14 protein-coding genes are annotated in these 23,569 nt (G+C 53.9%); 7 read left to right on the top strand and 7 right to left on the bottom strand.

What is annotated here, in order from left to right; translation table 11 throughout:
- The first annotated feature begins 75 nt into the window (after window positions 1–75).
- The 5 genes from purL to glnB all read left to right on the top strand — a co-directional run bounded on the left by purL (window position 76) and on the right by glnB (window position 8,413).
- Complete coding sequence (purL, locus tag HV318_RS07890) at window positions 76–3,963, top strand: phosphoribosylformylglycinamidine synthase (protein WP_182272313.1); 3,888 nt, start codon at window positions 76–78, stop codon at window positions 3,961–3,963.
- Window positions 3,964–4,492: 529 nt separating this feature from the next.
- Window positions 4,493–5,926 (top strand): two component system sensor histidine kinase QseE/GlrK, encoded by a 1,434-nt coding sequence (gene qseE / locus HV318_RS07885; protein ID WP_182272312.1) that lies wholly within the window; start codon window positions 4,493–4,495, stop codon window positions 5,924–5,926.
- Window positions 5,923–6,675: a two-component system QseEF-associated lipoprotein QseG gene (qseG, locus tag HV318_RS07880; protein WP_182272311.1), complete on the top strand. Its 753-nt coding sequence runs from the start codon at window positions 5,923–5,925 to the stop codon at window positions 6,673–6,675. Before qseE ends, qseG begins: the two co-directional genes overlap by 4 nt.
- Window positions 6,672–8,009: a two-component system response regulator GlrR gene (gene glrR / locus HV318_RS07875; RefSeq protein ID WP_182272310.1), complete on the top strand. Its 1,338-nt coding sequence runs from the start codon at window positions 6,672–6,674 to the stop codon at window positions 8,007–8,009. The genes qseG and glrR overlap by 4 nt, the downstream gene beginning before the upstream one ends.
- 65 nt (window positions 8,010–8,074) lie before the next feature.
- Window positions 8,075–8,413, top strand: a complete 339-nt coding sequence (gene glnB, locus HV318_RS07870; protein WP_003860685.1) for a nitrogen regulatory protein P-II — start codon at window positions 8,075–8,077, stop codon at window positions 8,411–8,413.
- Window positions 8,414–8,454: 41 nt separating this feature from the next.
- Here glnB and HV318_RS07865 read toward each other — a convergent pair whose 3' ends face one another.
- The 5 genes from HV318_RS07865 to hmpA form a co-directional block, all read right to left on the bottom strand.
- The gene (locus HV318_RS07865; protein WP_182272309.1) at window positions 8,455–9,921 is read right to left on the bottom strand and encodes a POT-type proton-dependent oligopeptide transporter; all 1,467 of its coding nucleotides are present in this window, start codon (window positions 9,919–9,921) and stop codon (window positions 8,455–8,457) included.
- Window positions 9,922–9,983: 62 nt separating this feature from the next.
- Window positions 9,984–12,128, bottom strand: coding sequence for a lysine decarboxylase CadA (gene cadA / locus HV318_RS07860; protein WP_182272308.1), 2,145 nt, complete (start codon window positions 12,126–12,128; stop codon window positions 9,984–9,986).
- An 83-nt stretch (window positions 12,129–12,211) separates the two neighbouring features.
- Window positions 12,212–13,546 (bottom strand): cadaverine/lysine antiporter, encoded by a 1,335-nt coding sequence (gene cadB / locus HV318_RS07855; protein WP_182272307.1) that lies wholly within the window; start codon window positions 13,544–13,546, stop codon window positions 12,212–12,214.
- A 349-nt stretch (window positions 13,547–13,895) separates the two neighbouring features.
- A complete protein-coding gene (gene cadC / locus HV318_RS07850; protein WP_182272306.1) occupies window positions 13,896–15,449 on the bottom strand; it encodes a lysine decarboxylation/transport transcriptional activator CadC in 1,554 nt (517 codons plus the stop codon).
- A gap of 149 nt (window positions 15,450–15,598) precedes the next feature.
- Window positions 15,599–16,789 carry an NO-inducible flavohemoprotein gene (hmpA, locus tag HV318_RS07845; protein WP_182272305.1) on the bottom strand — a complete coding sequence of 397 codons (1,191 nt, stop codon included), beginning with the start codon at window positions 16,787–16,789 and terminating at the stop codon, window positions 15,599–15,601.
- A 304-nt stretch (window positions 16,790–17,093) separates the two neighbouring features.
- On the opposite strand from hmpA, the gene glyA reads away from it, so the two are divergent.
- Window positions 17,094–18,347 (top strand): serine hydroxymethyltransferase, encoded by a 1,254-nt coding sequence (gene glyA, locus HV318_RS07840; protein WP_014071358.1) that lies wholly within the window; start codon window positions 17,094–17,096, stop codon window positions 18,345–18,347.
- Between the two features lie 54 nt (window positions 18,348–18,401).
- Here glyA and HV318_RS07835 read toward each other — a convergent pair whose 3' ends face one another.
- Both HV318_RS07835 and HV318_RS07830 read right to left on the bottom strand, forming a co-directional pair.
- On the bottom strand, window positions 18,402–18,824 hold the full coding sequence (locus HV318_RS07835; protein WP_182272304.1) for a DoxX family protein: 423 nt from the start codon (window positions 18,822–18,824) through the stop codon (window positions 18,402–18,404).
- A gap of 116 nt (window positions 18,825–18,940) precedes the next feature.
- Window positions 18,941–20,131: an ROK family transcriptional regulator gene (locus HV318_RS07830; RefSeq protein WP_182272303.1), complete on the bottom strand. Its 1,191-nt coding sequence runs from the start codon at window positions 20,129–20,131 to the stop codon at window positions 18,941–18,943.
- A gap of 113 nt (window positions 20,132–20,244) precedes the next feature.
- Here HV318_RS07830 and HV318_RS07825 point away from each other — a divergent pair, with 113 nt between their 5' ends.
- Window positions 20,245–23,520 (top strand): DUF5107 domain-containing protein, encoded by a 3,276-nt coding sequence (locus HV318_RS07825; RefSeq protein WP_182272302.1) that lies wholly within the window; start codon window positions 20,245–20,247, stop codon window positions 23,518–23,520.
- Window positions 23,521–23,569 lie beyond the last annotated feature (49 nt).

Raw genomic sequence — 23,569 nt, 5'->3', positions numbered from 1 at the left:
ATTCTCTATAATGACGCCCGTTTTCCCCCCTTGCGCACACTGTAAGCGCCCCGGCGCTTCGAAGACGAGAGACTTATGATGGAAATTCTGCGTGGTTCGCCTGCACTGTCTGCCTTCCGTATTAACAAATTGCTGGCACGTTTTCAGGCAGCCGACCTTCCGGTAAGCAATATTTACGCTGAGTATGTCCATTTTGCTGACCTGAATGCACCCCTGAATGCAGAGGAGCGCGTACAGCTGGAACGCCTGCTCAAGTATGGCCCAAGTCTGAGCAGCCATACGCCAACCGGCAAACTTATCCTTGCGACGCCTCGTCCTGGTACCATCTCCCCCTGGTCTTCCAAAGCCACCGACATCGCCCACAACTGCGGTCTGAGCCAGATTAACCGTCTGGAACGCGGTGTGGCGTACTATGTGGAAGCCTCTACCCTGAGCGAAGAGCAGTGGCAGGCCGTTGCCGCTGAGCTGCACGATCGCATGATGGAGAGCGTGTTTACCTCTCTGAACGACGCGCAGAAGCTCTTCTCCCATCACCAGCCTGCGCCAGTACAGAGCGTGGATTTGCTGGGGCAGGGCCGTCAGGCGCTGATTGACGCCAACCTGCGTCTCGGTCTGGCGCTGGCAGAAGACGAAATTGACTACCTGCAGGATGCGTTTGTTAAGCTGAACCGCAACCCGAACGACATCGAACTCTATATGTTTGCGCAGGCCAACTCTGAGCACTGCCGCCACAAGATTTTCAACGCCGACTGGATTATCGACGGTGAACAGCAGCCGAAGTCGCTGTTCAAAATGATTAAAAACACCTTCGAACAAACCCCTGACCACGTGCTGTCTGCCTATAAAGACAACGCAGCGGTGATGGAAGGTTCCGAAGTAGGCCGCTTCTTCGCCGATCGCGAAGCCGGGCGCTATGACTTCCATCAGGAGCCTGCGCATATCCTGATGAAAGTCGAAACTCACAACCACCCGACGGCGATCTCTCCGTGGCCAGGTGCCGCGACCGGTTCCGGCGGTGAAATCCGTGATGAAGGCGCAACCGGGCGTGGCGCTAAACCGAAAGCGGGTCTGGTCGGTTTCTCTGTTTCCAACCTGCGTATCCCGGGCTTCGAACAGCCGTGGGAAGAAGATTTCGGCAAGCCGGAACGTATTGTTACCGCGCTGGATATCATGACCGAAGGCCCGCTGGGTGGCGCTGCGTTCAACAACGAATTTGGTCGTCCGGCACTGAACGGTTATTTCCGTACCTATGAAGAGAAAGTGGAGAGCCACAACGGCGAAGAGCTGCGCGGTTACCACAAACCGATCATGCTGGCGGGCGGGATCGGCAACATTCGTGCCGATCACGTGCAGAAAGGCGAGATCGTCGTCGGTGCGAAGCTTATCGTACTCGGTGGCCCGGCGATGAACATCGGTCTGGGCGGCGGGGCGGCTTCGTCTATGGCCTCCGGCCAGTCTGATGCAGACCTCGACTTTGCTTCCGTACAGCGCGACAACCCGGAAATGGAACGTCGTTGCCAGGAAGTGATCGACCGTTGCTGGCAGCTGGGCGATGCCAACCCCATCCTCTTTATTCACGACGTGGGCGCGGGTGGTTTATCTAACGCCATGCCAGAGCTGGTGAGCGATGGTGGTCGCGGTGGTCGTTTCAACCTGCGCGACATTCTGAGCGATGAGCCGGGCATGAGCCCGCTGGAAATCTGGTGTAACGAATCTCAGGAACGCTACGTGCTGGCGGTTGCCGCCGACCAGTTGCCGCTGTTTGACGAGCTGTGCCGCCGTGAGCGCGCTCCGTATGCCGTTATCGGTGAAGCCACCGAAGAGCAGCACCTCTCCTTAAGCGATACCCACTTCGACAACCAGCCGATCGATCTGCCGCTGGACGTCCTGCTGGGTAAAACGCCGAAGATGACCCGCGACGTGCAGACCCGTAAAGTGGCGGGTAAAGCACTGGATCGCCAGGGCATCACCGTTGCTGAAGCGGTCAATCGCGTACTGCACCTGCCAGCCGTGGCAGAGAAAACCTTCCTCGTGACCATCGGCGACCGTACCGTGACCGGTATGGTGTCGCGCGACCAGATGGTCGGCCCGTGGCAGATCCCGGTGGCGAACTGCGCCGTGACCACCGCGAGCCTCGACAGCTACTACGGTGAAGCAATGTCGCTGGGTGAACGTACCCCGGTGGCGCTGCTGGACTTCGCTGCTTCTGCCAGTCTGGCTGTCGGTGAAGCGCTGACCAACATCGCCGCGACGCAGATTGGTGATATCAAACGCATCAAACTGTCTGCAAACTGGATGGCCGCAGCGGGTCACCCTGGCGAAGATGCCGGCCTGTATGAAGCGGTAAAAGCGGTTGGTGAGGAGCTGTGTCCTGCACTCGGCCTGACCATTCCGGTGGGTAAAGATTCCATGTCGATGAAAACCCGCTGGCAGGAAGGTAATGAGCAGCGCGAGATGACCTCTCCGCTGTCGCTGGTGATCACCGCGTTTGCGCGTGTGGAAGACGTGCGTCATACCATCACCCCACAACTGGTGACCGAAGACAACGCCCTGCTGCTGATTGATCTTGGTAAAGGCAATAACGCCCTGGGGGCGACTGCACTGGCACAGGTTTATCGCCAGCTGGGCGATAAACCTGCTGACGTGCGTGACGTGGCGCAGTTAAAAGGCTTCTACGACGCCATTCAGGCGCTGGTGGCACAACGTAAACTGCTGGCCTACCACGACCGCTCCGATGGTGGTCTGCTGGTGACCCTGGCTGAGATGGCCTTCACTGGCCACTGTGGCGTTGAGGCGAACATTGCTTCTCTGGGTGACGATCGTCTGGCGGCGCTGTTTAATGAAGAACTGGGCGCAGTCATTCAGGTGCGTGCGGCAGATCGCAATGCGGTTGAAGCTGTTCTGGCTCAGCATGGCCTGGCAGACTGCGTACACTATCTGGGTAAAGCCGTAGAGGGCGACCGCTTCGTGATTGAAGCAGACGGCCACGCGGTATTCAGCGAAAGCCGCACTACGCTGCGTATGTGGTGGGCAGAAATCACCTGGCAGATGCAGCGTCTGCGCGACAACCCGGAGTGTGCCGATCAGGAACATGACGCGAAGGCCAACGACAACGATCCGGGCCTGAACGTGAAACTCTCCTTTGATATCAACGAAGATATCGCCGCACCGTACATTGCGACTGGCGCGCGTCCGAAAGTGGCCGTGCTGCGCGAGCAGGGTGTCAACTCCCACGTTGAGATGGCGGCTGCCTTCCACCGTGCGGGCTTTGATGCCATCGACGTTCACATGAGTGACCTGCTGGCAGGGCGTACCGGTCTGGAAGATTTCCAGGCGCTGGTCGCGTGCGGCGGCTTCTCTTACGGTGACGTGCTGGGTGCGGGTGAAGGCTGGGCGAAGTCCATCCTGTTCAACAGCCGCGTGCGTGACGAGTTCGAAACCTTCTTCCACCGTCCGCAGACGCTGGCTCTGGGCGTGTGTAACGGCTGCCAGATGATGTCTAACCTGCGTGAGCTGATCCCGGGCAGTGAAGCCTGGCCGCGCTTTGTACGTAACCAGTCTGACCGCTTTGAAGCGCGTTTCAGCCTGGTCGAAGTGACGCAAAGCCCGTCTCTGCTGCTGCAGGGTATGGTCGGTTCACAGATGCCAATTGCCGTTTCTCACGGTGAAGGTCAGGTTGAAGTGCGTGATGCAGCACATCTGGCTCAGCTTGAAAGCAAAGGCCTGGTGGCGCTGCGCTTTGTCGATAACTTCGGCAAGGTCACGCAAACTTATCCGGCTAACCCGAACGGCTCGGCAAACGGTATCACCGCGGTGACCAGTGAAAGTGGTCGTGCAACCATTATGATGCCGCACCCGGAACGCGTGTTCCGTACCGTGAGCAACTCCTGGCACCCGGAAAACTGGGGCGAGGACAGCCCGTGGATGCGTATCTTCCGCAATGCGCGTAAGCAGTTGGGTTAAGTTTTAAAACGAGTGCCCTCACAGGCCCGGTAGGCGTAGCGCCACCGGGCTTTTTTTGTCGCAATACTGCGACAACCCGATAATACAACCGTCTCCAAAAGGCGACACTTAACTTGTTGATTTATATGCATCTGATAATGTTCCCGTTAAGGTGTTGCTAATTAACGACACTTAGCTCGAAAATCATTCACGGATTAATGAATTTAAAGAATCACTTAAAGTCATTATTATCAATGAGATAAGTTATTTGTTTGCATTCTGGCACGGCTGTTGCATAATAACAGCCAGTGGCTCATTCACCCTCTTATGTCAGCCCCTTCGGGACGCGCTACATAAACTTAGAATGACGCACAAAAAGGTGCCTGCCGTCCAACTACTGATTATAGCGATGCTTTATCAGGCCAGGGCGAAACGTCGAGTTAGGCACCGCCTCATTTCATAACAAAGCCGGGTTTTTACCCGGCTTTGTTGTATCTGAAGGGCAGACTCAGTTACGCTCTCCTCACCCCCATATTAAGAGAGTAATGCGTTGAAACGCTGGCCTGTTTTCCCTCGCTCCCTGCGACAGCTTGTCATGATGGCATTCTTGCTGATCCTGTTGCCCCTGCTGATACTGGCATGGCAGGCGTGGCAAAGTCTGAATGCGCTAAGTGCCCAGGCGGCATTGACTAACCGCACGACGTTGATTGACGCCCGGCGCAGTGAAGCCATGACCAATGCAGCGCTGGAGATGGAGCGCAGCTACCGGCAGTATTGCGTGCTGGACGATCGCACCCTGGAAAAGGTCTATCAGAACCAGCGTAAACGCTACAGTGACATGCTGGATGCCCACGCCGGTGTGTTGCCGGACGATAAGCTGTATCAGGCGTTGCGTCAGGATCTAAACAGCCTTGCTCAACTACAGTGTAAAAACAGCGGGCCAGATACCGATGCCGCTGCGCGTCTTGAAGCGTTTGCTGCGGCCAATACCGAGATGGTGCAGGCCACGCGCACGGTGGTGTACTCGCGCGGGCAGCAACTGCAACAGGAGATTGCCGAGCGTGGTCAGTTCTTTGGCTGGCAGGCGCTGGTGCTGTTCCTGGTCAGTCTGGGGCTGGTTTTGCTGTTTACCCGCATGATCATCGGCCCGGTGAAAGGTATCCAGCGGATGATTAACCGTCTGGGGGAGGGGAAATCCCTCGGGGACACGGTGGCCTTTAAAGGTCCGCGTGAGTTACGCTCCGTCGGTCAGCGAATTATCTGGCTTTCTGAGCGTCTGACATGGCTGGAGTCGCAGCGTCACCAGTTCTTGCGTCATCTTTCTCATGAGCTCAAAACACCACTCGCCAGTATGCGCGAAGGGACGGAACTGCTGGCGGACGAAGTGGCGGGGCCGCTAACCTCTGAGCAAAAAGAGATTGTCGAGATCCTGGATGCCAGTAGCCGTAATCTGCAAAAGCTGATTGAACAACTGCTGGACTACAACCGTAAGCTGGCTGATGGGGTGGTGGTGCTGGAAAAAGTCGAGATTGAGCCACTGGTGGACATGGTGATCTCCGCCCACAGCCTGCCAGCAAGAGCTAAAATGATGCATACGGAGGTGGATCTCAATGAGTCTGCCTGCCTGGCTGAACCCATGCTGTTGATGAGCGTTCTGGATAATCTTTATTCCAATGCGGTGCACTATGGTACTGAATCCGGTACCATTTACATCCGAAGTTATACCAGGGGTTCCCGGGTGTTTATCGATGTAGCGAATACGGGTACCCCCATTCCGGATGACGAAAAAACGATGATCTTCGAGCCCTTTTTCCAGGGGAGTCATCAGCGAAAAGGTGCGGTAAAAGGAAGTGGTCTGGGGCTCAGCATTGCCCGCGACTGCATACAACGCATGCAGGGTGAGCTTAAGATCGTCAGTGACGATCGTTCGGATGTGTGTTTTCGTATTGAACTGCCTCTTGAGCCGGAAAAAACAATGAAATGAGTCTATATCTGGTGAGTATGTCACACGTCTTTTCCCGCGCAGTGCGCGCGGTATTTTCCAGCAAAACAATGCGTCTGAGCGTCTCCTGTTTGCTTCTTGCGGGATGCGTTTCCCATGCACCTAAAAGTGCTATCAGCGATAAACAAAACGATAAATGGCCGGAGAATCAGCTGGCGGATTTCCTGACCACCCGTTGTGACGATCTCTGGAATTTGTCCGGGCATGAGGTTGACTCGAACCCGCTGTACTGGTTACGCGGGATAGATTGTTCCCAGCGCCTTGCTCCAGCCGCTGCCCGTGCTCAGGCAGCGCTGTGGGGCAATGAAACCTGGCAGGAAAATTTCAAACGCGCGATTTTACTGGCTGATGCCAAAATCACGCCTGTCGAACGCCGCGCCAATACCGCACGTCTGGATGCCGTCAGCGCAAATATTCCCGCGCAGGTTCGCCCGGTTTACCAGCTGTGGCGTGACGGGCAGGCATTACAACTGCAGCTCTCTGAGGAGCGTTCTCGCTATAGCAAACTGCAGCAATCGTCTGATGCCGAACTCGATACACTCCGCCAGCAACAGCAATTTTTACGTACACAGCTGGATACCACGACGCGCAAGCTTGAAAATCTGACCGATATCGAAAGACAACTTTCGACGCGTAAACCTGCGGGCAACTACCTGCCTGACGGGTCGAAAGGCAATTCTGCCACGACACCGGACAACGATACGCAGAAACAAGAGGATGTGAAGCCATGACAAGCCGTAAACCTGCCCATCTGTTGCTGGTGGATGACGACCCGGGGCTGTTAAAGCTGTTGGGGATGCGCCTGGTCAGTGAAGGCTACAGCGTGGTGACTGCGGAAAGCGGGCAGGAGGGGCTGAAAGTGCTTGGCCGCGAGAAAGTTGATCTGGTGATAAGCGACCTGCGGATGGACGAAATGGACGGCATGCAGCTGTTCACGGAGATCCAGAAGCAGCAGCCAGGCATGCCGGTGATTATCCTGACTGCGCACGGGTCGATCCCGGATGCCGTTGCCGCGACACAGCAGGGCGTGTTCAGCTTCCTGACCAAGCCGGTGGATAAAGACGCGCTCTATAAAGCTATCGACAGTGCGCTTGAACACACGGCTCCATCGAATGATGAAGCATGGCGGGAGTCGATTGTCACGCGTAGCCCCATTATGCTGCGTCTGCTTGAGCAGGCGCGGATGGTGGCGCAATCTGACGTCAGCGTGCTGATTAACGGCCAGAGCGGAACCGGGAAAGAGATCCTGGCGCAGGCTATCCACAACGCCAGCCCGCGCAGTAAAAATGCCTTTATCGCCATTAACTGTGGCGCGTTGCCGGAGCAACTGCTTGAGTCTGAACTGTTTGGTCATGCCCGTGGAGCCTTCACCGGCGCGGTGAGCAGCCGGGAAGGGCTGTTCCAGGCGGCTGAAGGCGGTACGCTGTTCCTCGACGAAATTGGCGATATGCCAGCGCCGTTGCAGGTCAAACTGCTGCGGGTGTTGCAGGAGCGAAAAGTTCGTCCGCTTGGCAGCAATCGCGATATCGATATTAACGTGCGTATTATTTCCGCCACGCACCGCGATTTACCGAAAGTGATGGCGCGCAATGAGTTCCGTGAAGATCTCTACTACCGCCTGAACGTAGTGAACCTGAAAATTCCCGCCCTGGCCGAGCGTGCGGAAGATATCCCGCTGCTGGCGAACCATCTGCTGCGCCAGTCTGCCGATCGTCACAAACCTTTTGTGCGCGCGTTTTCCACTGATGCGATGAAACGGCTGATGACCGCAAGCTGGCCGGGCAACGTGCGCCAGCTGGTGAACGTTATTGAGCAGTGCGTGGCGCTGACGTCATCGCCGGTCATCAGCGATGCGCTGGTAGAGCAGGCGCTGGAGGGGGAAAACACGGCGCTGCCAACCTTTGCGGAAGCGCGCAATCAGTTTGAGCTTAACTATCTGCGCAAACTGCTGCAGATCACCAAAGGCAACGTGACCCACGCGGCGCGTATGGCCGGACGCAACCGCACTGAGTTCTACAAGCTGCTGTCCCGCCATGAGCTGGAAGCAAACGATTTTAAAGAGTAATGCCGTATGGTACTGTGGGCAATCGATTACGAGGCAGCTTACAGGCAAGAGTTTAAGGACCCACCATGAAAAAGATTGATGCGATTATTAAACCTTTCAAACTGGATGATGTACGTGAAGCGCTGGCAGAAGTTGGCATCACCGGGATGACAGTGACAGAAGTGAAAGGTTTTGGTCGCCAGAAGGGCCACACCGAGCTTTACCGTGGCGCAGAGTACATGGTGGACTTTCTGCCGAAAGTGAAAATTGAAATCGTGGTGAGCGACGATATCGTGGATACCTGCGTGGATACCATTATCCGCACGGCGCAGACGGGTAAAATTGGCGACGGTAAAATCTTCGTCTTTGACGTGGCGCGTGTGATCCGAATTCGTACCGGTGAAGAAGACGACGCGGCGATTTAAGTGCGGCCCTTCGCTGCCACTCCCTGGCGGCGAAGGTGAGGTTAATTGCGCTCCGTTTCCGGTAAGGTGAGCGGCGTGTGGTTAAAGCGCCTTCTTATGCAGACGAGCGCCACGATCAACACCACGCAGCCCAGCGTCCACTCGCCCATCTGAGAGAAAAAGTGTTCGTAGGCAGCAATTGCCGCGTCGCTGATTTGCGATTCTGTGGTTTGTTGCGCCACCAGCCCCGCCAGCCAGTTGGCGACCGCACCGGTTGCCAGCATGTAAATCCCCGTCAATACACCCATTACGCCAGGCAAATTCAGGCGGGTGATTTGCGCCATCGCCACCGGGTCAATAAACAGTTCGGCAAATCCCATCAGCGCCAGACCGGCGATCATCATCCCCATCGAAGCCTGACCGTGAAGCCCGCCACGGCGCGCATTGAGCGCCAGCAGCATAAAGCCGCCACCCATTAACAGCAGGCCAAGCGCGAACTTCAGCCACACGCGTATTGTGGAGCGGATGTTGCTTTCAGGGCGCGCAAGCCAGGTTAATGCAATACCTGCAGCCATAACCGCAACGGCGTTTACCGACTGAAACAGCGCTGTCGGTACTTCAAAACTGAGCAGGTGGCGGTTAACAAAGTGATCGATAAACAGGCTAATAGAGCTGCCGCCTTGCTGCGCCAGTACCCAGAACAGCGTCCCCGCCATCATCAACAGCACGATTTGCCACAGTGCGCGGCGATGTTCGGGGAAGGCGAGCATAATGCGTGTGACCACCACAATGGCAAAGACGCACACCACCGCCAGCAGATAGCCTGACCCGTTGTTTTCCAGCAGCAGGGTGAAGAATACCGGTGCGACGCACAGCATCACCAGCAGCCAGCCCCAGACAGGAAGCGCACACTTCACGGTGCTGAGCGCCCGTTTGTCGATGCCGCGCGTATGGCGGAAATGGCGATGACCGCTGAGGAAGATGAGCAAACCAATAAACATGCCAATACCCGCCAGAGCAAAGCCAACATGCCAGCCGTACCACTGTGCTGCCAGCCCACAGGCAATCGGTGCCGCGATAGATCCCACGTTTCCTGCGGCATAAAGCAGGGAAAAGCCGCCATCGCGACGTGGATCGTCGTGGGCGTAAAGTTCTCCCAGCAGGCAACTGATATTGGATTTAAACAGACCATAGCCGCAGATAATGATCGCCAGCGCGACATACAGACTCCATGTTGAATGGGATCCCATGCCCAGTACAACATGTCCAAGCGTCATCAGCAGCGCGCCGGCAATGACCGCCGCACGGTTGCCGAGCAGGCGGTCGGCCAGCCAGCCGCCGAGAATAGGGGTAACGTAAACCAGAGACGCGTAGGCGCTGAAGAGTGTAATGGCATGGCTGTCATCAAAGCCAAGCTGGTGGGTGAGGTAGAGGATGAGGAGGGCACGCATGCCATAAAAGCTGAAATATTCCCAGATCTGGATCGCTACGATGTAATAAATCGCGCGCGGTTGTGAGGGTGTTTGCATGTCATCTCCTGAACGGCGTGAAAAAAGGGAAGCGGCAGACCACTTCCCTTTGATACTTCTACTTATTTAGTGTTTTCTTTCAGCACTTTAACGGTGTAGCGACCATCCGCCTGGCGGTATGCACCGTGGATATCGGTTTCAAAGCCCGGATAATGAGCGCCGATTTCACACAGCATCTGCAGGAATTCCAGCACCGGACGGCTCTCTTCAGCGATCATCTCGCCAGGCATAACCAGTGGTACTCCCGGAGGATACGGCAGGATCATGTTGGCGTTAACGCGGCCCACCATTTCATCGAGATAAACTTCTTCCGTCTCGCCATGCAGCTCTTTCTGGAACGCGGTGTACGGGGTCATAACCATTGTCGGCAGCACTTCAAACGCGCGGAACATCAGGTCAGGCAGGTTGTGGTGTTCAACCAGCTTGTGAATGTTTTGCGCCAGATCCTGAATACGCATGTCTTCGTAGAATTCAGGGTTCTCGCGATAGAGCGAAGGCAGCATGTTTTTCACGCGCAGGTTCAGGTCAAAGGCGCGTTTGAAATCGGTGAGCGCGCGCAGCAGGCTCAGCGCTTTAGTTTTATCGATACCGATGCTGAACAAGAACAGCAGGTTGTACGGACCGGTTTTCTCTACCACGATACCTTGCTCATCGAGGTATTTCGCCACGATGCTGGCCGGAATACCGAAATCGCTCATGGTGCCGTCTTTCTTCATCCCCGGCGTCAAAATGGTGACTTTAATCGGGTCGAGGTACATGTGCTCGTTATCGATGTTTTTGAAGCCGTGCCATGCGCTATCGGAACGCAGTGCCCAGCATTCAGGCTCATCAATATGTTCTGGCTGCCACACGTCAAAGAACCAGCCGTCAGACTCGCCGTTCAGACGTTTGATCTCTTTACGGAAGCGGATGGCACGCTGGATAGAACCGTCGATCAGACGTTTACCCGAATTCCCTTTCATCATCGCTGCCGCGGTTTCGATGGAGGCGACGATACCGTAGTGCGGAGACGTCGTGGTGTGCATCATGTAGGCTTCGTTGAACGTCTCTTCGTTTACATCACCCTTCACGTGGATCATGGACGCCTGAGAGAACGCTGCCAGCAGCTTGTGTGTGGACTGGGTTTCATAAATCACTTTACCTTCCACACGATCGCCGCTCATCCCGCATTTACCCGCGTAAATCGGTGAGAAGTTGGTGTAAGGCACCCATGCAGAGTCAAAGTGGATGGATTTTACATCCAGCGTTTTCTTGATGTAATCGGTGTTGTAGAGCAAGCCATCATACGTTGAGTTGGTGATAACTGCATGCACAGGCCAGGTCGCGTTCGGTGTCTCTTTCACGCGTTTGGCGATGGTCGTATGCTGGAATTCGCTCTGCGGAATACCACCGAGAATGCCGTACGCGTTACGGGTCGGACGGAAGTAGAGCGGCGTAATGTCACTCATCATCATCAGATGGGTCAGCGATTTGTGGCAGTTACGGTCAATCAGTACGGTGCTGCCAGCAGGCGCGGAGTACATACCAACGATTTTATTCGCGGTGGATGTCCCGTTTGTCACCATATAGCTGCGTTCGGCGTTGAATGCGCGGGCGATGTACTCTTCGGCTTCTTTATGCGGGCCGCTATGGTCGAGCAGCGAACCGAGTTCAGAGACGGAAATCGAGATATCCGACTTCATCGTGTTCGGGCCAAAGAAGTCGTAGAAAATGCTGCCGACCGGGCTTTTCTGGAACGCGGTGCCGCCCATATGGCCTGGCGTACAGAAAGTGTATTTCCCTTCACGCACATATTTAAACAGCGCTTTGGTCAGCGGTGGCAAAATAGTGTCGATGTATTCATCGGTGTTCTGTTTGATCTTGGCAGCGATATCGTCAGCAGCGCCGAGGGCATATTCAAAGAAACGCACTTTCATGCGCAGATCGTTCAGGCTGACATCAAGCGTTGAGTAAGTGTTCGCGAACGCGTACAGAGGCATGTACTCGTTCATTTTGCTGATCTCTTCGCACAGTTCGAGATTGTATTTGTCCCAGTCGAAAATCACGCCGCACAGTCGCGAATTGTTCTCAATCAGTTTCAGTAAATCTTCGCGGTCGTTAGGGTAAACAATGCGGAAATCCAGGCGCTCAAGGGCGCGATGCAGTTCACGAATAGGCTCTTCTTTAAAGTAGACGCCCATGTGATTCATAATTGCGATAACGTTCATAGTCGTATCTCCAGGTGTAAAAGGCCCCTCCCGTCACGGTGTGACTGGTGTCAGGAGGAGCTCAGAGAAAGGGGGGTTAGTGATTAACGCGCGTCGGCGACACGACTTTCAGCATCAATGTTGTTCTGGCGCTGGTACATTTTGCGGCCGTAGAACATCAGGATGATGAGGCTGACGATAAAGGTACCGGACAGTTCGAACGAGTTAGCACCCATCAGCGCGATGAAGCAGAATGCACAGCCGAGTACGGAACAGATGAGGCTTGTCAGATTGCGGACGTTAACGCCTTCAAAGCGAATCAGGTCAACACAAGAGTAGAAGTACGGCAGCATGGTCAGCAGGACGGCAATACCGGTCAGTTCGCCGAACAGGTCGGAGGCTTTACCACCGCTGGAGTTCATCACGGTGATGAGTACCATCAGCACGGTCATTTTGACGGCGGCCAGCAGCAGACCTTTTTTCGGAATACCGTTGCTGTCGACTTCGCCATACACTGCCGGGAAGTTACCGTCAGTGGCGGCACGAACCCCGGCCTGACCTACCAGCATCATCCAGGAACCCAGAGAGGTCAGGCAGGCGAATGCGGTGAAGGCGGAAACAATTGGCGCGGCCCAGCTGCCCATGATGGTTGATGCGCTGATAGCGAACGGCGCACCGGACGCGGCCATCTCTGAAGCCGGATACATACCAGAAATAACCTGAGTCGCGGCAATATAGACGATACCTGCCAGTGCAGTACCCAGCATGGTTGCCAGCGGTACGGTGCGTTTCGGGTTTTTCACCATGCCGGTGCTGACCGCTGCGGATTCAACGCCAACGAATGCCCACAGGCACAGCAGGATACTTTTGACCACCGCATGTGGATCGGTTGTGGTTGAGGTGTTCCAGTTTGCCTGATAGATAGCGGCGTCAAACCAGTGCCAGCCCGCGATAGCAGTAACAACCACCGGGATCAATACCAGCACCAGGCCGATGGTGGTCAGACGGCTAACCCAGGTACCACCCAGCATATTCACGAAGGTGAAGATCCAGACAATCGCAATACAGGCGAGACCTGCCGGTATAGGGTTATTTAATGCCGGGAAGAACGTGGAGAGATAAGATACGGCGGTAATACCGATAGCCAGGTTACCAATCCAGTTTGCATGATAATAAAGCACGCCGGTCTGGAAACCGAAAGCTGGGGATAATTCTCCCGCGTAAGCAATCGGACCACCCTGTTGTGGGTTTTTGGTCGCCAGTCGTGCATAAACATAGGCCAGAGACATCGCACCGATAATAGAAATCACCCAACCCCAGATAGCAATACCGCCGATACTGGCAAGGTTTGCCGGTAATAAAGCAATACCGCTACCCATCATATTTCCGGCGACGACGCCGGTACAGGCAAATAGCCCGATCTTTTTGGCTGAACTCATGTTCATTTCTCCTGAGCTTTATTTTTTGAGGTGCGGGTCGTTATCTGATGTCACTCAGCGATCCGACCGACTGGCGACAAGATTACGGATGCGGGAAGGAAAAATCCTAAAGATAAAATGAAATAAAAAACAACTTCAAAAAAATGACACCATGAGGTTTTTTTATTAACACATCAGGATAAAAAGTTTAGGTCAGGAAAAGATAAATATTGTTATTTTATAGTCTGTTGGTGATGTAATCTGGCGGGGTGTTTATGTTGCCATGAGGTAACAATCAATACATCATGGCAACAATTCAACTACTTTAATAAGGATGTTATTTAACGCGGTAATGATGCAGCGCTATTTTTCACTGTTCATTTTTCAGAAAGGTTTGTAAGTACGGAACGATTTTTTTGATTGAGGTATGAAAAACACCATTCTCAATCCAGTAGAGCGTGTTATCCCCTGGGCGTAAATTAAACGCTGTAATATAGGCGTCGGCAGCCAGACGATTTTCGCCCTTCATTTCGTATACTTTTCCTAACAGCACATAATTTAACCATGACATTTCAAGATCAATGCTTTTATTAATGTCAGTGTATGCGTCATCAATATCGCCTTTAGTTAGCGCATCGATGGTTTGTATTTGATACCACGGCGCAGTGTCCTGAACGCCTGGTCGTTGTGCTATTTTGTCCAGCTCATTATTGAGCCCTTGCAGCTGTGTTTTATCAAATTGCTGCTGCGAATGACGTAATACATCAACCAGAATTTTTCCCGATAAGGCGAAAGTAAAGTCTGGTGCGTCTTTCGTGACCATCTCAAGTATTTCACTGGCTTTATTTAATGATGCAACATCACCTTCCACAATCAGCTGGTTTGCCTGGTAGTATTGCGCCAGCGGCATACTTTTCGAATGGCGGAATTGCTCAAGCAGTGCCTGCATGCGCGGCGGCCAGGGCTGCGTCAACACCGAGGAAAGGCTATGGAGGAGATCCTCCTGCACTGATAGCAGCGTGTTGTCGGTAATAAAATAACGCTTGTCCAGCATGATGGAGCTGTCGGCGTTATCGACCAGCAATACCGACATAAAGCACTGCTGTGCCCGGTAGTGGCGCTGATTTACGAATTTGATGGTGAGCGTTTTCCCTGAACTGCTGGGCTCTGTCACGTTATAGTTGGTCTTGTCATGCACCATAAAGGTGGAGAAGGTATTCAGCGACGTGGTGATCAGATTGCCAAGGCCAATCGCATAGGACTGTTGAGACGTCCAGCTATTACAGGAGTTACCGGGCTCAAAGCGCACGTCAATATCTCGCGGGTTGAGCAGCAGGCGCGTACTGGTGACCGGGGGATGGGAGTTGACAAGCGACATTAATACCAGCGCAATCAGCGCGCCGAGTGAAGACAAAAACAGTAGCCAGGTCCAGAACGTTGCGATGCGCTTGCGCCGATCGACTTTGTCCCGTGCCAGGCGAAATGAGGGTGACGGTAAAGCTGACGAGGTCATCGTCTGAGGCTGTGTTTCTGTTACCCTGATGGGAAGCACTGCGGGTGGTGTGGCGAGAGAAGGGGGAGTGATATCTGGCTCTTCTTCCGTACACCAGACGGTAGTGGCGGTAAGCTTGTAGCCGCGCTTTGGCACCGTGGCGATATATTCAGGGCTTTGTTCGTTACCATCCTTCAGCGACTTACGAAGTTCAGAAATGCTCTGGGTCACTACATGGCTGGTGACAATGTTGCGCATCCAGATGTTATCAATAAGCTCATCCCGGCTCAGTACTTCATCGGGGTGTCTGGCGAAATACATCAAAAGGTCAATTAAACGTGGTTCAAGCGTTAGCTGACGGCCCTGACGGCTAATTTGATTTACGGACGGGGTAACCAGCCAATCGCCAACGCGCACAACAGGTTGTTGCATAAAAAAAGCGCCCTAAAGCGGAAAAGGGGAAGGACCAATCATAACACAAATGACTTACCCATTATTGATAAGCAACATGAGTCAGTACTGGGGATGAAAATAACAAAACGGGCACCGCAGGACGCGGCACCCGGGGGGAAATGTGGAGTTTACAGTACCTTATGTGGGCCAAAACACTCGTAATGAATGTTTTCTGGCTTCACGTTCAGTTCTACCAGCTGCTTCGCGGCATACTGCATAAACGCCACTGGCCCACAGACGTAGAACTGCATCTCTGGTGCGCTGAACGCACCCTCATGCTGGCTTAAATCGATCAGACCTTCGCTGTCGAAACGGGCAGCGGCGCGGTCGGCCTCCGTCGGCAGACGATACCAGGTGTGTGCGTTAAAGCGTGGCAGGCCAGTCGCCAGCGTTTTCACTTCATCCGCAAATGCGTGTACATCGCCGTTCTCGGCGGCGTGGAACCAGTTCACCTGTGCATTGTGATGAGACTTCGCCAGCGTATCCAGCATCGCCAGCATTGGCGTTTGACCCACGCCCGCGGAGATCAGCGTTACAGGCGTATTCGCTTCAACGGTCATAAAGAAGTCGCCGGCAGGTGCCGCCAACTGAACCACATCGCCCACATTCGCTTCATTATGCAGCCAGGTAGAAACCTGACCACCGTCTTCGCGTTTCACGGCAATGCGATAACCTTTACCGTCGGGTTTGCGGGTCAGGGAGTATTGACGGATCTCCTGGTGCGGGAAGCCTTCAGGCTTCAGCCAGACGCCCAGATACTGGCCTGGCTGATAATCAGCGACCGACTGGCCATCAACCGGCTCGAACTCAAAGCTGGTAATCAATGCACTGCGTGGTGTTTTCCCGACGATGCGGAATGCACGTGTACCTTCCCAGCCGCCGTTTTTATTGGCGTTCTCGCTGTAGATCTGTGCTTCACGGTTGATAAACACGTTTGCCAGCACGCCGTAGGCTTTACCCCATGCGTCCAGAACGTCCTGACCCGGGCTGAACATCTCATCCAGCGTCGCCAGCAGGTGGCCGCCGACAATGTTGTACTGCTCTGGTTTGATCTGGAAGCTGGTATGTTTCTGCGCAATTTTCTCTACCGCAGGCAGCAGCGCCGCCAGGTTTTCGATATTGCTGGCATAGGCCGCGATGGCGTTAAACAGGGCTTCACGCTGATCGCCGTTACGCTGGTTGCTCATGTTGAAAATCTCTTTGAGCTCCGGGTTATGCGTGAACATGCGATCGTAGAAATGGGCGGTGAGTTTAGGACCCGTTTCAACCAGCAGGGGGATAGTGGCTTTAACGGTAGCGATGGTTTGAGCGTCGAGCATAGCAGCTTCCTTCAGATGTGACTTTAATAATGTATTTTGAATGCATCTTATAAAAAATACCCCTGCGTTGTAAATGGTTCTTTGCATCATGAAAAATATGCATCACAAACCTGAAAAGAAATCCATTGATAATGGCGAGGACTTTATTCCTCAAACCCTTGCGTGGCGTGAAGGAAAACGTTTGCGTAAAATCGTTTGTCAAGACCTGTTATCGCAGAACTAATCAGTTATACTGTTGCGCGTTGTCCAACTGGACTGCCTTTTCAGGCCAAAATTTTATTGTTAGCTGAGTCAGGAGATGCGGATGTTAAAGCGTGAAATGAACATTGCCGATTATGATGCCGAACTGTGGCAGGCTATGGAGCAGGAAAAAGTACGTCAGGAAGAGCACATCGAACTGATCGCCTCCGAAAACTACACCAGCCCGCGCGTTATGCAGGCGCAGGGTTCTCAGCTGACCAACAAATATGCTGAAGGTTACCCGGGCAAGCGCTACTACGGCGGTTGCGAGTACGTTGATATCGTTGAGCAACTGGCGATTGATCGTGCAAAAGAACTGTTCGGTGCTGACTACGCTAACGTGCAGCCGCACTCAGGCTCTCAGGCTAACTTCGCGGTCTACACCGCTCTGCTGCAGCCGGGCGATACCGTTCTGGGTATGAACCTGGCACAAGGCGGTCACCTGACTCACGGCTCCCCGGTTAACTTCTCCGGCAAACTGTACAACATCATCCCTTACGGTATTGATGAGTCCGGTAAAATTGACTACGAAGACATGGCGAAGCAGGCTAAAGAGCACAAACCGAAAATGATCATCGGTGGTTTCTCTGCTTACTCCGGTATCGTTGACTGGGCAAAAATGCGTGAAATCGCAGACAGCATCGGTGCTTACCTGTTCGTTGATATGGCGCACGTTGCAGGTCTTATTGCCGCAGACGTTTACCCGAACCCGGTTCCACATGCTCACGTTGTGACTACCACTACCCATAAAACCCTGGCGGGTCCACGCGGTGGCCTGATCCTGGCGAAAGGCGGTAGCGAAGAGCTGTATAAGAAACTGAACTCTGCCGTCTTCCCAAGCGCGCAGGGCGGCCCGCTGATGCACGTTATTGCGGGTAAAGCGGTTGCGCTGAAAGAAGCGATGGAGCCAGAGTTTAAAGTTTACCAGCAGCAGGTTGCGAAAAACGCCAAAGCGATGGTAGAAGTGTTCCTGAACCGTGGCTACAAAGTGGTGTCTGGCGGTACTGAAAACCACTTGTTCCTGCTGGATCTGGTTGATAAAAACCTGACCGGTAAAGAAGCTGACGCTGCCCTCGGCCGTGCCAACATCACCGTGAACAAAAACAGCGTGCCTAACGATCCGAAGAGCCCGTTCGTGACTTCCGGTATCCGTATCGGTTCTCCGGCTGTCACTCGCCGTGGCTTTAAAGAAGCAGAAGTGAAAGAGCTGGCTGGCTGGATGTGTGACGTTCTGGACAACATCAATGACGAAGCGGTAATCGAGCGCGTCAAAGGTAAAGTTCTGGATATCTGCGCACGCTTCCCGGTATACGCATAATTCCTCTGCTTTGCAGAAATAAAAAAGGCCGCGTTTGCGGCCTTTTTTTATGGTTTAGCGCCGGTCAAGGGATATTGCCCCCGGCCCCACGATAGCCAGCAAAATAAATGCACCAGCAATACTGATATTCTTGTAGAAGTTAATCATGTTTGGCACAACCGCATCACCGGTCATATCCCAGTAACGGTGGCCAATAATTGCCGTACCCAGCGTGTAGAAAATAAAGAGCACGGCGACAGGGCGGGTGAAAAAGCCGAGCACGATCAGAATTGCAGCGGGGATCTCCATCACCACCGCAATAATCGCTGCCAGCATCGGCATCGGTGCGCCCAGTGAGGTCATATATTGTACGGTTCCGCTAAACCCTATGAGTTTCGGATAGCCAAAGATGATAAACAGCACAGCAAGTGCGATACGGGCAATCAACAGCAACAGGTGGCGTGACTGACCGAAATCAAAATAGCGTAGAGTGTTCATAGCAGGCTCGTTTTTGAGGGGACCTGTTTTAAAACTAATACACAAATCAATACTCTGCCATTCAGCTTTTCTTCATAAATCAGGTATCAGGGTGATTTAAAAAATGGGTATCGCTATTATTCACCTAACTGCGATTCCACATATAAATAACCAATCCCCAGAATTTGCTGCGTGCGGCTGAGTCGGCCAAAACTGATATGCGTTGCTTTAATTCCCGGCCCATCATTTTTATCAAAAGGATTAAATCCTGTTTGGTGAGTGATGGCATTGAGCCAGCTCTCTCCAAACGCGCAGCTACGCCCGTAAAGCCATATCTGGTTAATATTCAGGATATTGAGAAAATTATACAGGCTCAGACCAATAGCGTTGGCCGCGTTTTCTACCCACGCCTGAACCCGTACGTCTCCTTGCTGCCAGGCGTGGATCAGTGCGCTGGTCGTGAGTTGTTCCGGTGAGAATTCTGCTCCAGGCTGGGTTTTTAACCAGACGCGGGCCTGCTTCTTCAGAGCGCTCAACGAGGCGATCGTTTCAAGGCAACCGTAGCGGCCGCAGTCACAGGCGTTGCCGTCTGGATCCACAATAGTGTGCCCGATCTGTCCACTTCCGTAGAGGTTGCCGCGATAAATCTGATCGTTTATTACAAAGGATGAACCAATTCCGTAATCGACGTTTATGACGCAAAAATCTTGATCCGCCCCAGGGTTTTGCCATTTTTCCGCCAGAGCCAGCATCACGCAGTCATTATCTATCCTGACCTGGACCCCCAGCTGTTCCTCAAGCAGATATTTCATCTCGAGCGGTGCTTTCCACTGCGCTTGTGGCATCGTTTGCGATACCCCTGTGACCGGGTCGACCTGCCCATGCACGCCCAACGCAAGATTGATTCGCTGTTCCGGGTAACGTTTGTGATACTGCCGCCAGCAGTTTGCTATCGCGCCGAGAAGGGTCTGTGGATCGGGCGCATTGATGGTGATGTGCTGAAGATCGCCCACTGCCAGCAGGCGGGCATCCGCAAGCTGACACTCAATGCTGGTGGGTGATACCGTCATGCATAGCGTCCATGCTCCATGCTGGGGGATTTGATAGCTACCACTATTGAGCCCGCGGGCGCTCATTTTTTCTGCCGAATGGCTGATTCGCCCCTCATCAAGCAGTTCTTCAAGAATGTTGCTCACCGCCGGAATTGACAGCCCCGTCAGCTGCGCCAGACGCGATTTACTCAGCTGTTTTTCACGCCATAAATGCGACAAAAATATCACCTTGTTGGCCTGACGAACCCGTGCATTATTCAAACCCGCTCGCAACATATACTTAACTCCCTTAACTGTATTGCGTGAACGCTGCGCATTTTAGCAGCGAATGCACACTATAAACTCGATGCATTCCATTTTTTACTTTATTTCATTTAGTGGAGAGCAGAATGCACGGTTCAGTTAAGGTATGGCAGGAAACCATTACCCTTCCGACGTGGACGACAGGGGCTGAAGATCCCAACCCCATGTTTCTGGAAAAACGCGTCTATCAGGGCTCCTCAGGCGCGGTCTATCCCTACGGCGTCATTGATACGCTGACCGGGGAACGCGAAATGCGCGACTACCAGGCGGTTTGGCTGGAGAATGATTTCATTCGTGTGATGCTACTGCCTGAACTTGGCGGACGTATCCATCGTGCTTACGACAAAGTAAAGCAGCGTGATTTCGTCTACTACAACGAAGTGGTTAAACCTGCGCTGGTGGGGTTGTTGGGGCCGTGGATCTCCGGTGGTATCGAGTTCAACTGGCCGCAGCATCACCGCCCAACAACCTTTATGCCGGTTGATTTCACCCGGCAGGCTGGTGAAAACGGCGAGCAAACCGTCTGGATGGGGGAAGTGGAGCCGATGCGTGGCCTGCAGGTGATGACGGGATTTACTCTCTATCCTGACCGCGCGTTGATCGAAATCACCGGCAAAGTCTTTAACGGTAATGTGACACCGCGCCATTTCCTGTGGTGGGCGAACCCGGCTGTCAAAGGTGGCGATGCGCACCAGAGTGTCTTCCCACCGGATGTCACCGCCGTTTTTGATCACGGTAAGCGTGATGTCTCGGCTTTCCCTATCGCCACGGGTACTTACTACAAAGTGGACTATTCGGCGGGAGTGGATATCTCCCGCTACCGAAATGTACCAGTACCAACCTCCTACATGGCTGAAAAATCAGATTACGATTTTGTCGGGGCTTACCATCACGATGAACGAGGTGGCCTGCTGCACGTTGCCGATCACCATGTCTCGCCGGGTAAAAAACAGTGGAGCTGGGGTTACGATGATTTTGGCCAGGCCTGGGATCGTAATCTGACTGATGAAAATGGCCCCTATATCGAACTGATGACCGGAGTGTTCACCGACAACCAACCAGACTTCACGTGGCTCGCACCGTTTGAAGAGAAGATCTTCGTTCAGAACTTCCTGCCCTATAGCGAGCTGGGGATGGTGCAAAATGCCAGCACTCAGATGGCGATGAAATTGGTCAGAGAGTCGCCGCTGCTGCAGACTGGGATCTACGCCATTGCCCCGCTGGATAACATCCTCGTCGAACTGAGTGCCGACCAGAAGCCGATTTTTGAAACCCATCTGACGTTAGCGCCGGGAGAAAGCTGGCAACAAACATTGCCGGATAATTACCCGCAGCGCTTAACCATGACGGTTAAGTCGGCACAGGGCCAGACGCTACTTCACTATCAGGAACATCAGGCACAGGAGACATCGTTACCCGATCCTGCCCGCGCCCCTGCAATGCCAGAAAACATCACTAACGCTGATGAGCTCTATTTTATTGGTCAGCATCTGGAACAGTACAACCATGCCAGCCGCTTTGCGGCTGATTATTACCGCCGGGCGATTGAACTCGACCCATATGATTATCGTAACAACGTTGCCCAGGGCACGCTTGCACTTAACTCCGCTGACTGGGTACTGGCGGAACGCTGTGCCCGCGCCGCACTCACGCGTGCCCATCGGTTGAATAAAAACCCCCGCGATGGAGAGGCCAGCATGCTGTTGGCAACGGCACTCGAGCGACAGGGGGATATCACAGGGGCATGGGATAACTACTTCAAAGCATCGTGGAGCGGCAACTGTCGGGATGCGGCATTTTGGGCACTGGCACGTCTGGCGATGAAGCGTGGCGATGCGAAAGACGCCCTCGAAAAAGTCACTGTTAGCCTGCAGGTAAACGGGGCAAACCATCTGGCAATGGGGCTGAAAGCACTGGCGCTATTTGATTGCGGGTACCAGGACGAGGCACTGGACTTTATCAGTCAAAGTCTGACGCAGTATCCGCTGAGCTATCCGCTTCACTGTGCGCGTTGGCTGCTCGCTCAGGACCCGGAATCACAGGCGATGTTGTTGCAGGTCACCGGGCGGCGCGGGATTAACGCCAGTATGCTCTCCGGGTGGCTGGTTTCTCTGGGACGCACAGATGCGGCAGAGAAGGTGCTGATGCTGCTGGACTGCCAGGAGACAATTCCGTTGCTGTGGCAGGCATCACTGAGCCAAAAACGAGAGGTGCGTGAGCGCTTACTGGATGCGGCGCAGAACTGCCACGCCCGGCATGTTCGTTTCCCCAATACGCTCGATGAAGTTCAGATGCTGCAGACTCTCAAAGATGATCCGTTTGCAGGTTATCTGCTGGGCTGTTTCTGGTATAGCAAACGCCGGTATGACGAGGCCGTTTCCTGTTGGCAGGATACTTTAGTGCGCCTGCCGGACTATGCGCCTGCGCACCGTCTGTTGGGGATCTACGCCTGGAATAAGCAGCACGACGCGACAGCTGCGATGGCCAGACTGCAGCGGGCCGTTGACATCGAGCCGGACAATGCCCGTTTTCTGTTTGAGCTGGATTACCTGAAGAAGCTAACAGCCACAGCGGCCAGCGAGCGCCTGAGTCTGCTTGAGACTCGTATGGCGGTTGTTATGCGACGTGATGATCTGACGGCAGAGCTGTTAAGTCTGTGGAATAGCCAGGGGCAGTATGCGGCGGCGGCGCAGATCCTACAGACTCGCCAGTTCCATCCCTGGGAGGGCGGCGAGGGCAAAGTCACCGGGCAATATCTTCTCAACCAGATGCACCAGGCGTTAGATGCCATTGTGGAGAACGACATCCCCGCGGCCATGCGCTGGCTGGGAGAAGCGCTCCAGTATCCGCGCAACCTGGGGGAAGGGCGCTTACCCGGACAGACAGATAATGACATCAGATATCTGCTTGGCTTCTGTGCGCTGAAAAAAGGTGAACTGCAGCAGGCGCAGTTGCACTTCCAGCAGGCTGCGTGCGGTGGCACAACGCTCGACGCTGGCCGCTACTACAACGACCAGCCAGCGGATTATCTGTTCTGGCAGGGTATGGCGTTACGGGCAGGCGGTCAGGTGGAAGAGGCCGGGCGGCACTTCCGTAGTTTCCTGAAATGGGTAGAGCATCACCACAACGATATCCCCGAAGCCGATTTCTTTGCAGTATCGCTTCCGGATCTGGTTGTTCTTGATACGTCCGCAGCGGTGCAGCACCAGCAACACTGTCTGTTTATCGAGGCGTTGGGGCATCTGGGGCTGGGCGAAATGTCAGCCAGTCAGAAAGCGATGCAACAACTGCTGGCGATAAATCCTGCTCACGATAAAGCGCATCTTATTCTGCATGCACAGCGATGCGGCATCTTTGCCTGAACCTTAACCGGGCGGGAGAACCCGCCCAAACCCTACTGTTCCCTGCGTT

This window comes from Enterobacter sp. RHBSTW-00901, assembly GCF_014103115.1.
Classification (GTDB): Bacteria; Pseudomonadota; Gammaproteobacteria; order Enterobacterales; family Enterobacteriaceae; genus Enterobacter; species Enterobacter cloacae_P.
This window is presented reverse-complemented; position numbering and strand designations above follow the sequence as displayed.

Bases quoted from the DNA above. Each gene is read 5' to 3' on its own strand.
- purL (WP_182272313.1), top strand. From the start codon at position 76: ATGATGGAAATTCTGCGTGGTTCGCCTGCACTGTCTGCCTTCCGTATT.
- qseG (WP_182272311.1), top strand. From the start codon at position 5,923: ATGAGTCTATATCTGGTGAGTATGTCACACGTCTTTTCCCGCGCAGTG.
- glrR (WP_182272310.1), top strand. From the start codon at position 6,672: ATGACAAGCCGTAAACCTGCCCATCTGTTGCTGGTGGATGACGACCCG.
- glnB (WP_003860685.1), top strand. From the start codon at position 8,075: ATGAAAAAGATTGATGCGATTATTAAACCTTTCAAACTGGATGATGTA.
- HV318_RS07865 (WP_182272309.1), bottom strand. From the start codon at position 9,921: ATGCAAACACCCTCACAACCGCGCGCGATTTATTACATCGTAGCGATC.
- cadA (WP_182272308.1), bottom strand. From the start codon at position 12,128: ATGAACGTTATCGCAATTATGAATCACATGGGCGTCTACTTTAAAGAA.
- cadB (WP_182272307.1), bottom strand. From the start codon at position 13,546: ATGAGTTCAGCCAAAAAGATCGGGCTATTTGCCTGTACCGGCGTCGTC.
- cadC (WP_182272306.1), bottom strand. From the start codon at position 15,449: ATGCAACAACCTGTTGTGCGCGTTGGCGATTGGCTGGTTACCCCGTCC.
- hmpA (WP_182272305.1), bottom strand. From the start codon at position 16,789: ATGCTCGACGCTCAAACCATCGCTACCGTTAAAGCCACTATCCCCCTG.
- glyA (WP_014071358.1), top strand. From the start codon at position 17,094: ATGTTAAAGCGTGAAATGAACATTGCCGATTATGATGCCGAACTGTGG.
- HV318_RS07835 (WP_182272304.1), bottom strand. From the start codon at position 18,824: ATGAACACTCTACGCTATTTTGATTTCGGTCAGTCACGCCACCTGTTG.
- HV318_RS07830 (WP_182272303.1), bottom strand. From the start codon at position 20,131: ATGTTGCGAGCGGGTTTGAATAATGCACGGGTTCGTCAGGCCAACAAG.
- HV318_RS07825 (WP_182272302.1), top strand. From the start codon at position 20,245: ATGCACGGTTCAGTTAAGGTATGGCAGGAAACCATTACCCTTCCGACG.